The 11,497-nt window shown below is 39.7% G+C and carries 10 protein-coding genes; 2 read left to right on the top strand and 8 right to left on the bottom strand.

Going from position 1 to position 11,497, the window contains the following annotated elements:
* The first annotated feature begins 28 nt into the window (after positions 1-28).
* Both A2G56_RS00585 and gloA read left to right on the top strand, forming a co-directional pair.
* Positions 29-697, top strand: a complete 669-nt coding sequence (locus A2G56_RS00585; protein ID WP_062707576.1) for an NAD(P)H-dependent oxidoreductase — start codon at positions 29-31, stop codon at positions 695-697.
* 102 nt (positions 698-799) lie between these two features.
* Positions 800-1,192, top strand: coding sequence for a lactoylglutathione lyase (gloA, locus tag A2G56_RS00580; RefSeq protein ID WP_062707574.1), 393 nt, complete (start codon positions 800-802; stop codon positions 1,190-1,192).
* A gap of 596 nt (positions 1,193-1,788) precedes the next feature.
* On the opposite strand, the gene A2G56_RS00575 is transcribed toward gloA, so the two are convergent.
* The 8 genes from A2G56_RS00575 to A2G56_RS00540 all read right to left on the bottom strand — a co-directional run bounded on the left by A2G56_RS00575 (position 1,789) and on the right by A2G56_RS00540 (position 11,404).
* A complete protein-coding gene (locus A2G56_RS00575; protein ID WP_062707571.1) occupies positions 1,789-3,213 on the bottom strand; it encodes a glycoside hydrolase family 1 protein in 1,425 nt (474 codons plus the stop codon).
* Positions 3,214-3,405: 192 nt separating this feature from the next.
* A complete protein-coding gene (locus A2G56_RS00570; RefSeq protein WP_062707568.1) occupies positions 3,406-4,782 on the bottom strand; it encodes an NAD-dependent succinate-semialdehyde dehydrogenase in 1,377 nt (458 codons plus the stop codon).
* 688 nt (positions 4,783-5,470) lie between these two features.
* Positions 5,471-6,844 carry a PTS sugar transporter subunit IIC gene (locus A2G56_RS00565; RefSeq protein ID WP_062707565.1) on the bottom strand — a complete coding sequence of 458 codons (1,374 nt, stop codon included), beginning with the start codon at positions 6,842-6,844 and terminating at the stop codon, positions 5,471-5,473.
* Positions 6,845-6,861: 17 nt separating this feature from the next.
* Positions 6,862-8,301, bottom strand: a complete 1,440-nt coding sequence (locus tag A2G56_RS00560; RefSeq protein ID WP_062707563.1) for a glycoside hydrolase family 1 protein — start codon at positions 8,299-8,301, stop codon at positions 6,862-6,864.
* Positions 8,298-8,756, bottom strand: a complete 459-nt coding sequence (locus A2G56_RS00555; protein WP_062707560.1) for a DUF3284 domain-containing protein — start codon at positions 8,754-8,756, stop codon at positions 8,298-8,300. Before A2G56_RS00555 ends, A2G56_RS00560 begins: the two co-directional genes overlap by 4 nt.
* A gap of 4 nt (positions 8,757-8,760) precedes the next feature.
* A complete protein-coding gene (locus A2G56_RS00550) occupies positions 8,761-9,084 on the bottom strand; it encodes a PTS lactose/cellobiose transporter subunit IIA (protein ID WP_062707558.1) in 324 nt (107 codons plus the stop codon).
* 2 nt (positions 9,085-9,086) lie between these two features.
* Entirely contained in the window at positions 9,087-9,398 is a 312-nt protein-coding gene (locus tag A2G56_RS00545; protein WP_062707555.1) for a PTS sugar transporter subunit IIB, read from the bottom strand.
* A gap of 11 nt (positions 9,399-9,409) precedes the next feature.
* The gene (locus A2G56_RS00540) at positions 9,410-11,404 is read right to left on the bottom strand and encodes a BglG family transcription antiterminator (RefSeq protein WP_062707552.1); all 1,995 of its coding nucleotides are present in this window, start codon (positions 11,402-11,404) and stop codon (positions 9,410-9,412) included.
* Between the last annotated feature and the right edge of the window lie 93 nt (positions 11,405-11,497).

The raw sequence follows: 11,497 nt of genomic DNA, 5'->3' as shown, positions 1-11,497 counted from the left end.
ATCATATTTCCAAAGAAAAGGAGACATTATGGATAATCAAATCGTTCGCCAACAACTTCAAGATGCTTATCAAAAACGTGTCGCCATGCGTGTCTATCAAGACAAAAAAATTCCTCAAGAGGATTTAGACACTATTTTAGATGCTGCTTGGTTAAGCCCATCTTCCATTGGTTTAGAAGGCTGGCGCTTTGTCGTTTTGGAAAATGCAGCCGTTAAAGAGGCCATCAAAGCCGTTTCTTGGGGTGCTAAATCGCAGTTAGAGACAGCAAGTCATTTTATTCTTTTAATCGCTGAGAAAAATGCCCGCTACGATAGCGAGTCGGTCTATGACAGCCTTGTCCGCCGTGGTATTTCTGAACCAGAAGCTATAAAAACTCGCTTAAAGCAGTACCAAATCTTTCAAGAATCAGATATGGAAATCGCAGATAACAAAGACCGTCTATGGGATTGGACAGCAAAACAAACTTATATCGCTCTAGGAAATATGATGACCTCTGCTGCTTTATTAGGCATTGATTCCTGTCCCATTGAAGGCTTCCCTTATCAAAAAGTTAATGCTCTCTTAGATGAATACGGTGTGATTGACAGTAACAAAGAAGGAATTGCAAGCATGATGTCATTAGGTTATCGCTTGGAAGACCCTAAACACCCGCGTCAACGCAAAGAACGTCACACAGTCATCTCCACTTTCAACTAGTAAATGACATAACGTAAACATTATCATTAGTAAAAGACTAGCCTTTTTGATAAGATAATAATTGAATTAAAAATAGTCAGCATTTCGAAAAAGGAGACTAATATGAAACCATTGCATACCTGTGTTCGCGTCAAAGATTTAGATGCTTCCTTAAAATTCTACGCAGACGCTTTGTCATTGACTGAAGATCGTCGTTTAGACTTCCCAAAGCAAGAATTTACCATTGTTTACCTACGTGCAGATGGTTATGAATACGAACTCGAGTTGACCTACAATTATGGCCACGCTGCTTATGAACTTGGTGATGGCTATGGTCATATTGCTCTTGGTGTTGAAGATATTGAAGGCCTTCATAAGGCTCATCAAGAAGCTGGTTACACCATCACAGACATCAAAGGATTGCCAGATCAAAAACCAATGTTTTACTTCATCACAGATCCAGATGGTTACAAAATTGAAATCATCAGCCTTCCTGTTTTTGAAGGACGTGACTAAGACAGGGTAACAATACTTCTCAAGTGAGAACCTTTCAGGTTTAAGAAACACTCCATTTTGGACAATTTTCTTAAGCTTTTTACGAACATTTAGCATATCCACTCAATGTTCAGGAAATAAGTCAAAAAAGTATGGTCTAATGGCCATACTTTTTTGAAGTATTTTCGTCTTGTTGTTGTTTCAGGCAAGTCTATTTTGAAAATGAGAACTCTCATCTTTTCAATGGTTGCCTTTTAAAAGGAGAGACTAGACTTCGCAGGACTAGATCGTTTTATGTTATTCGCTGATGGTTGCTATAATCTTATATACTCAGGTTCATCCATAGACTGGTGAGAAGTTACAGGCCTCTAAGCATTCTCACTTTCAAATGACCAAAGAAGGATGCCGTCATTTCATGGTCAGAATTGTTTTGCTATCACAAGATGGACGGATGCTTCTACTAGATAGTCTTTGAACGTTTTGGGACAGCTAATGTCGTTTTGTCAAACCCTCGGAGCAAGAAGCGGAAAAGCCAATATTAAAAAGTGGGTAATCATCGTACTCACTGAGTTACAGATGGCTGCCCCACTCTTTTTTCATAATGTGATTAAACTCACTTACAGATCACTCAAATCTTGACCATTTGTCTTAATAACACGTTGGTACCAGTAGAAAGAATCTTTGCGGTAACGTTTGAGCGTTTTGAGGTCAAAATCGTCACGGTCAACATAGATAAAGCCATAACGTTTTTTAATCCCCTCATGCGTTGAAATGAGATCAATCGCTGACCAAGGGTTGTAACCCATCATGTCAACACCATCTGTAATGGCAAGTTGTATTTGCTCGATGTGATCCTGCAAGTATTTGATACGATAGCTGTCATGGATTTTGCCATCTTCGGTTAAAGTATCATAGGCACCCAGACCATTTTCCGTTACCAATAATGGCAAACGGTAACGGCTATACATTTCGCGGACTGTTGCACGAAAGCCCACTGGATCAATTTCCCAGCCAAATTCTGTCTTAGGAAGATTCGGATTGTTTACTGTCCTAAAGACATTAGCCACACCTTGTTTAGATTGTTGATCAGCATGTGTTGAGAAGTCACTTTCGCTACCATCTGACGCTGCTGCTGTGGCAGTATTGTAATAATTAAAACCAATAAAATCAGGTTTCCCTGCTTTCATGATAGCTAGGTCATCTGCTGTTACATCTGGCACGACATCATTTTCTTCCAAATATGACCATACTAAATGATTATAAACACCGTAAACCGCTGCATCTAGGTAGAACCAGTTACGGATGGCATTAAAGTTCTGTGATGCCAAAACATCTTCTGGTTTTGAAGATGCTGCATAGACTAGAGAAATATTTGGAGCAGGACCAATCTTGGCTTCTGGAAGCATCTCATGACAGAGCTGCATAGCCTTGGCTTGGGCTACCAATTGGTGGTGATTTTGTTGGTAAATTTCACGCGTCAAGTTGTCAGTCCCTTCTGGCACATGAAGGGTACCAATGACAGGACCAACCAATGTCAACATGTTTTGCTCATTGATGGTAAGCCAGTATTTGACACGATCTCCAAAGTTTTTGAATAACACTTTAGCAAAATCCGCAAACCAATCGATAGACTCACGATTAGACCAGGAACCACGCTCATCTAATTTAGCCGGCATATCAAAGTGGAACATGGTCACGATTGGTTCAATATGATATTTCAAGCACTCATCAATCAGATTGTTGTAAAACTCAATGCCTTGAGGATTTACCGCCCCTGTACCTTCTGGTAAAATACGAGACCAAGAGATGGAAAAGCGGTATGAGTTAAAGCCCATTTCTGCCATCAGAGCAATATCTTCCTTGTAATGGTGATAATGATCTACTGAAACAGATAAATCCGAAGTCCCTTCTGGAATTTCCTTAACATCTTGACATGATGGTCCTTTGCCGTCTTCTAAAGCTGCTCCCTCAACTTGATAAGCTGACGTTGAAGCTCCCCAAAAGAAGTTATCTGGAAATGGTTTAAGCGTTTTGTATTGCATAATATCTCCTTTAAATGACTTTATTAACTCTAGTATAGCCTTTTCATGATTAAAATGATGGTGATTTTCTCGGAAATGATGATACTATACTACTAACTTGGCGAAGCATTGAAGAAGGTCAATACCTTGTCGTTTTAAAGAACCATAATGCTATCTAAAAAGAGCTTCATCGAAGCCCTTTTTTATATATGATTAACGTTTTGGTGTGTAGACTAAATGCTCATTCAAGAAGGTTGCAAAACCTAGTTCACTGAGTTCGCGTCCATAACCAGCATTTTTGACCCCACCAAATGGCAATTCTGGAAGTGATGCCCAGCCAGAGTTGATGAAACTCATACCTGTTTCAATTTGAGCTGCGACACGTTCGGCATGTTCTTGATTGCTTGAGAAGACTGTACCACCAAGACCGTAGCTAGAATCGTTCGCTAATTCAATCGCTTCTTCTTCAGTATCAACTTTGTAAATGGAAGCTACTGGACCAAAGATTTCTTGGTTGTAAATTGGATTTTCATTAGTAATGTTGGTCAAGACCGTTGGCATAACAAAGTTGCCTGGATGATCGATTAACTCGTTACCGTATTCAACAGTTGCCCCATTATCTATGGCTAATTTAATCTGCTCCAAGACTTCTTCTTTAGCACCAGCTGATGATAGAGGCGCTAAACTGGTCTCAGATGCCATAGGGTCGCCCCATTTAGCTGTTTTAAAGGTTTCCACAACCATATCCACAAATTTGTTATAGTTTTCTTCACCTACAACGATGAAACGTTTGGAAGAGGTACATACTTGACCAGCATTATAAAGTCGAGCAAAGAAAATGGTCTCTTTCAGTAAGTCAAAATCAGCGTCTTCAAGGATAATGAAGGCATCATTTCCGCCAAGTTCAAGTGATGATTTCTTCAGATGACGTCCCGCTGCTTCAGCGACCGATGCTCCACCACGCTCAGAACCTGTTAAGCAGACACCAGTAACCCGTTTATCTGCAATGATAGTGTTAACTTGATCATAAGAAACGAAAAGGTTTTTGAATCCTCCTTCTGGCACACCAGCTTCAAGAACTAAATCTTCGAAAGCTTGGGCAGAGGCTGGACAGTTTGACGCATGTTTTAAGACCATTGGGTTACCACCAATGAAGTTAGGTGCAAACACGCGCATGATTTGATAGAATGGGAAATTCCAAGGCTCTACCGCTAAGATCACACCAGTTGCTTGTTTAAGGTAATAAGCATCACCAGTATCGGTTTCCAGAGGAACTGGTTTCAAAAACTCATCAGCCTTATCAGCATAGTAATCCGCAATATCAGCACAGAGTTCCACTTCACCTTGAGCTTCTGTGAAGAGTTTACCCATATCCTTAGTCATTACTTCCGCATATTTATCACGATCGCGGCGGAGTAAGTCGGCAATCTTGTGAAGTTGCGCTTTGCGATCCTCTAAATGATCTTCTCGGCGCCATTGTTTATAAAGCTGGTGACCTGTTTCCAGCGCTTTTTCGACATCTGCATCTGAAACATTGTCAAATTGATGGAGCACTTCATTTGTGTAGGGGTAAATCGTTTGATAAGCCATAAAAATCTCCTTTTTCAGTGTTATCATTATTGTAATCTTTTTCGTAAACGTTTGCAAATTTTTGAAACAGAGAAACTTTAAAAAGACATGGCAAGCTATCTTCTAAATCGCTATTATCCTTTTATGCCATAACTCTTACGCTAGCAAATAAACGCCACCTTTGAACGAACCTACATTGACCTGTCTTAAAAACAAGGTTTAGCTACCTAAATAATAGGACCATTTTGCTTGGCAAGTGTCGATAAAAAAGCAGGTAAAATAAAAATGACCGATAAGTCCTCTCATTAACTACCAATCATAACGATATGGCAACTTCATCTCCCTTGTTTACTACTGTCATTGATGGTAAAAGCTATCAACCAACTCGAAGATAATAGGACTAGCCAATTCCTATCTGATCACAATAGCTACTGGAGATGATTGTTGCCCAGACAATAAAAAAGTGACGACAAGCTTTTGATAGCGTTTATCGTCACTCCTAAAGTCAAGAAAGACCGTTTTTATCTAAAAATCTAATCTTGTTTCTTTTGGTTTATCTTGTTTCGACGTTTCTTCATCCAATAGAAGCCTAAAAAGATGAATAGAAAGCCCGTAATCAGATTATAATATTGATTTCCGAAGGTGGGACTAACCGCAATGATAAAAAATCCAAAAGCGATCAAAAAGGATGAGCCGTTTTTTTCCATTGCTATTCTCCTGGTTTAATCTTATTGGCAGAAATCACAAATGGCGTCCAAATGAGGAAAGCCACAAATAAGTTAAAGAGAGATACCAAGCCAGCCATAAAGCTACCACCCGTAGCAAGGTAAGCATAAAGTCCAGCAGGTGTAATCCAAGGAACGGCTAAGAATACTGGTGGAATCAATCCCGTAGTGGTCGCAACATAAGCGATGGCATTACATACTGGTGGGACAATCAACCAAGGAATCACAAAACTTGGGTTAAGCACAATTGGCATACCAAAGATAATTGGTTCGTTAATATTGAAAACACCCATTGGCGCAGACAATTTAGCGATGGTTTTATGCTCTTCACGTTTTGAAAAGATAAAGATAGCAATAATCAAGGCTAGGGTAATACCTGAACCACCCATTTGCCCGTAAGCGTCAAATGAGCCACGTGTCCAATCCCATGGCAATTCTGAAACTTTTCGTGTCGCTTCATAAACTGCTGTATTTTCGTTAAGAGCAACACCATAAATACCATCCATCACAGGTGCTAACACGTTGTGGCCATGAAGACCGAAGAACCAGAACAATTGAACTAAGAATGATAGGAAAACAACTGAACCAATACCTTGTGATAAGCCCATGAGCGGTTTTTGCACATAGGTAGACACCAAGTCTCCCAAAGCTAAACCAGTTGTTGCAAAAGCAAGGTAAGCCACAATGGCTGAAGCATAAATAGCTGCTGTACCAGGAATAATCGCTGCAAAGGCTTTATTAACAGCAGGTGGAACACTATCAGGCAATTTTATCGTAATGTTACGCTTGGTCAAAGCGGCATAGACGAACATGGAAAGAAATCCAATAACAAGAGCTGTGAAGAGACCTGTCGCCCCAGCGTAACTAAGAGCGATAGCTCCCCATTGGCTTGCTTCAATACTTGTCGCACCGTCCGCTTTTACTACTGTCAAACCAAGCTCTTTTAACAGAGCAATATTAGACGGGCTCACTTTTTCAAGAGCCGTTGAGACTGTAATACTTTGAGGAATAGTGGCTACAAAAGACGCAAACGAAATCAAACCACCAGCCAGAGGGTTAACCTTGTGCATGACTGATAAGTTGTACCCAAAGGCAAAAGCAAAGAATAGGGCCATGATACTGATGGTACCAAAGTAAACATAACCATTGATATCAATAATGGGTTGCATAGCTGCCGTAAAGCTCTCCCAGCCTAGATTGGTTGGAATATCTCTTAGAAAAACGTTGAGCAAAACAGCAACAGAACCCGCCATAGTAATTGGCATCATTGAAATAAAGGAATCTCGGATCGCAACAAGGTGACGTTGAGAGCCTATTTTCCCAGATATTTCCATAAATTTATCAGAAAAATTTGACATAGTGTTTCTCCTAAACTTTAATTATTTTTAGCAATGTGATGTTTCTTAATCAACCCTTGATACCAGTAAAAACTATCCTTGGGTTTTCTTTCAAGGGTACCCTCTTCAACTTCATGTTTATCAACATAAACAAAGCCATAACGTTTTTGATAGCCATTGAGCCATGACAGTAAATCAGTAAAGGACCAAGTACAGTAGCCAAGAACGCTGGCACCATCTTGAATAGCATCATTAATAGCTGTCACATGCTGACTGAGATAATCAATACGATAGTCATCATGGATGTGACCATCTTCTGCAACTTGATCGTATTCTCCAAGACCATTTTCCGTGATGAGGACAGGAACATCATAACGACTGCTAATGCGTTGGATGGCAATTTGAAGACCCATGGGATCAATTTCCCAATCCCAGTTTGTTCGTTCAACAAAAGGATTCTCAATGCGTTTATACAAACCAGGAACTCCTGATTCCCCTGAACTTCCTTTTTTACCGGTTGTATTCATCTCACCACGTCCTACCCCATCAATTGGGTTATAAGCCATGGTATTTGATTGATAATAGTTAATACCTAAAAAATCTGGTTTAGCTGAAGCGATGAGCGCCATATCTCCCTCTTGAATATCAATACTGATGCCTTGCTTAGCCAGATTATCCAAAGCAAATTTAGGGTATCTGCCTTTGAGGTAAATGTCCATCCAAAAATGGGACTGCATGTCCTCAGCTCTTTCAGCAGCTAAAACATTGATGGGATGACTATCTTTAGCATAGATTGGAGAGTATGCAAAGCTTGGTCCAATCTTTCCATCAGGAATCATCTGATGGAAGGTATTAATCACCTTAGCATTGGCCAGATTAGCAATATGATTCACTTGGTACATACGCTCATCATCTCGAACACCTGGTGGGTGTAACCCCAACTGATAGCCCAAGCTAACAAAAATGTTTTGCTCATTTAGGCTAATCCAGTATTTAACCCGGTCGCCAAAACGGTCAAAGAGAACGCTAGCGTATTCGTTAAAATCATCAATAATCTGACGTGACTCCCAACCACCGTACTCATCCATTAAGCACTGTGGCAAATCCCAATGATAAAGCGTAATCAAGGGTTCAATATGGTGTTTTAGTAATTCATCAATCAAATCTGAATAAAATTGAATGCCTTCTTCATTAACAGGACCACGACCTTCTGGTAAAATACGTGTCCAAGCAATCGAGAAGCGATAAGCTTTTAAGCCCATCTCAGCCATCAGAGCCACGTCCTCTTTGTAGCGATGATAATGATCTACTGCAATGTCACCTGTCGTTCCTTTAAAGGTAGTTCCTGGGAGTTTGACATGATTATCCCAGACAGATGGTGACTTGCCATCAGCATCCCAAGCCCCTTCGACCTGGTAGGCTGCTGACGCTGATCCCCAGAGAAAGTCTTTGGGGATATGCGATATCTGATTTGTCATGATTGTCTTTCCTTTTCTGATGTGTCCAGATCCTTAGCGTGCATGACTAGAGCGTCTAGTTGTGCTTGCGTTTGCTTTTCAATGCTTTTCTTGAATACCGTATTCATGAGAAAACGGTTTCCTTTTTGGAAAATATCACTCGCTTGCAAGTCTTGGGCATAAGCAATCAGTGTCTTGTTCGCCTCTAGCGCTTTAAAATGATAAGAAATGGTCTGTTTTCCTCGATTGGAATGAAAGCTTACGACATATTGATTTGGGGCGTCAAAGTTTTCCACCACCACTTTGATTTGGTGTTGCTGAGATGACCCAAAGGTTTTGATGTAATTCAATCCAGGAACAATGGCTTCGTCTGTTAGCTTTTTGAGCGTATTTTCATGATAATCTCTCTTTAAGGAGTCGGTGACAACCTGAAACAAAGCTGTTATCGATACATCTGCTGTTTTGATTATTTCCATAAAACTAACTCAACTCTGCTAATTTTTCATAAACATCAATCACTTCTTTTGCCATATCAATAAAGGTTAGAGCCGTCATTAAGTGATCTTGACCATGAACCATTAAAAGCGATAATTCCACTGACTGTCCGGCAGCTTCTTGCGATAATAGCTCGGTCTGAGAATTATGTGCAACATTCAAGGAGTTGTAAGCGTCATCAATTCGCGTTCTTGCTTGGGCAATATTTCCTAATTTTGCCTCACGGATGGCTTCCACAGCTTTACCTTTAGCTTCTCCACCATACATGATTAACCCCATAATCGCTTCTAAATTTGTGGGTTCAGTCATACTCAGTCCTCCATCATTTTAAGCGCTGTCTCCAACACATTTGCGCCATTCATTGTCCCGTAGTCGACCATGTTAATGCTATCTACTTTGATTTCTGGTTCATACTTTTCCTTAAACTCTTTAACCAAGAATTTGACCTGTGGGCCTAAGAGTAGGACATCAATAGCGTTGTCGGCTACTTCATTAGCCGCTTCTGACACAGGAACGGCCCAGATTTTAACATCCACACCTTTATCTTCTGCGGCTTTTTGCATTTTAGTAACTAGCATACTTGTTGACATACCAGCGTTACAAACTAACATAATTGATTTCATAAAAATTCCTCCTAATGTTTCCCAATTAAAGGGATAAATATTTTTTTGACGTTATTGACAGTTGGACTAGCTAAAAGTTGTTCTTGAAGTTCTGTCTGCTCGACAAAGTCAACTAAACTAGGTGACAGATGTTTTAAATATGGGTTGCTTCCTTTTGATGGTGACAACAAAAAGATAAAGTTAACGCAATGCTCTTCATTCCACTGAAGGGGTTCTTTAAGAACACCAACAACCACTTGTTCAGACAAAGACATAGCTGATGACGGGTGCGGAAAGGCTAGCGTATTACCATAAACAATGGGACTATAACTTTCACGTAATTCCATTTGTTTTAAAAATTGCTCAACGAACTGGTCATCTCTTGATTCTTCTAAACTGCTGACCATAGTCTCAAGGACTTCAGCTTTAGAGAGTTCTTGTTCAAAATAGAAAAAGCGTTTTGAAACAAACATCTCTTCGGCAATCTGACAAGCTTTTTCATCGCTTAGCTTCCTCTGCCCCCTACTGTTATAGTTTACAGAGATTTCTTCTGATAAATAACTTCTTATTCTCGCAATGTCTTCGTCATTTAAGAAAACGCTAACATTTATGACAGGCGTTAAAAACATCAGATTGGAAAGACTAATGGATGAAATAATCAGATCAATAGACTGAAGTCTTTTTTCAGATAATTCATAGTAACTAATCGCATCCACAATCTGCAAGCTACCGCCAAATTCTTTTTCCAAACGATTTTTTAGCATCAAGGCACTACCGTATCCTGTCGCACAGACTACCAAGACATTTAATTTATTTTTGTTGGAATAACGCTCAATAGCTGCCATCAGATGAAGGGTAATATAGGCCCATTCATCGTCAGTTACCTGATAGGGTGACAATTCCGGCATGTCTTTAAAAACATGCTTGGTCATCTCGAAAACTTCTGGGTAATCCTGTTTTAGTTGTTCTGTCAGAGGATTGGTCATTTGAATCTTATTTTTCAAGCGACTTAGAAGCGGTGTCATATGGGCAGTCAAGCCATTAAGGAGATCATTATCCAAATAAAAAGGAACGGCAATGAGCTGGCTCGCTTCTACAAATTTTTCTTTCAGATGATACTCAATTAAACCTGTCGAAAATCCTGTTGTAGCAGGATTGACTGATGAATTCTTAACTGTCAAATGAAGGGCGATATAATTAGCTTCTTCCTTAGGAAAACTGATATCATAAGCCTCTTCAACTCGATTTAAGATTCTCTTAGCGACGCGGTATTCTTCAGATGATTCAATGACATCAGAACTATTAAAGCTTTTTAAAGGATAACCAAGTCGTATTCGTTGAAGCATTAGCGCAATGTGTAGCACTAAATTCTGAATAATAAAATCAGATAATTTCAAGTCAGCATTGCGACATTCATCTATGACAAAAATGGTCAATTCTGGAAAATTGATCGTCGACACAAAATAGTGTTCTACCATGCCAGACATGGACTCATCAAAACTATTGACAAAGAAATAGTCCATAATAAAGCGCCTCATATCTGCTTCAGACCCCAGAACAGTGATCATCTGTTTATTTGTCAATAGGGTTAAACCATAAGGCAGGAGAGTCTCACGAATCAGAGAAAGGACATTATTTAAGGTTGTGCGACTAATGAATAATTCTTTAGCAAGGCTTTTTAAGGACTGCTGTTTATCTTCAAAAAAGAGTTTATTTAAGATGTAGTGTTTACGATCTTCTGCCTCCTCAATTTGTAAAACGTCTTTCACATTGCGTTTTGCTGCTAACAGGTTTTGCCAAAAAAGCTCAAACATCGGCTGATCATCAACCATCAGTTGGTAACCATAACCTCTCTTAGAGATAATACTAGCACCATGTCCAACAATCGTGTCTGATAACTGACTGAGGTACTTTCTGACCGTGCGATCACTCATCCCTAGCTGATGACCAATATCTTCACTAGAGACAAATGTAGACCTCTGCTTTATTAAAAAATCCATTAGTGACATTTCTTTTTTAGAAAGCATTCGTCCTCCTTTCACTCCTGATTATGTTAGCCCTTACATTTCTCATTATAGCAGAAGATTACCTGGTAAAAAGCCTGTCTTTTTCCGTTGTGA

Source organism: Streptococcus halotolerans, assembly GCF_001598035.1.
Classification (GTDB): domain Bacteria; phylum Bacillota; class Bacilli; order Lactobacillales; family Streptococcaceae; genus Streptococcus; species Streptococcus halotolerans.
The sequence above is the reverse complement of the archived record's forward strand: the minus strand, read 5'-3'. Positions and strand labels throughout refer to the sequence as shown.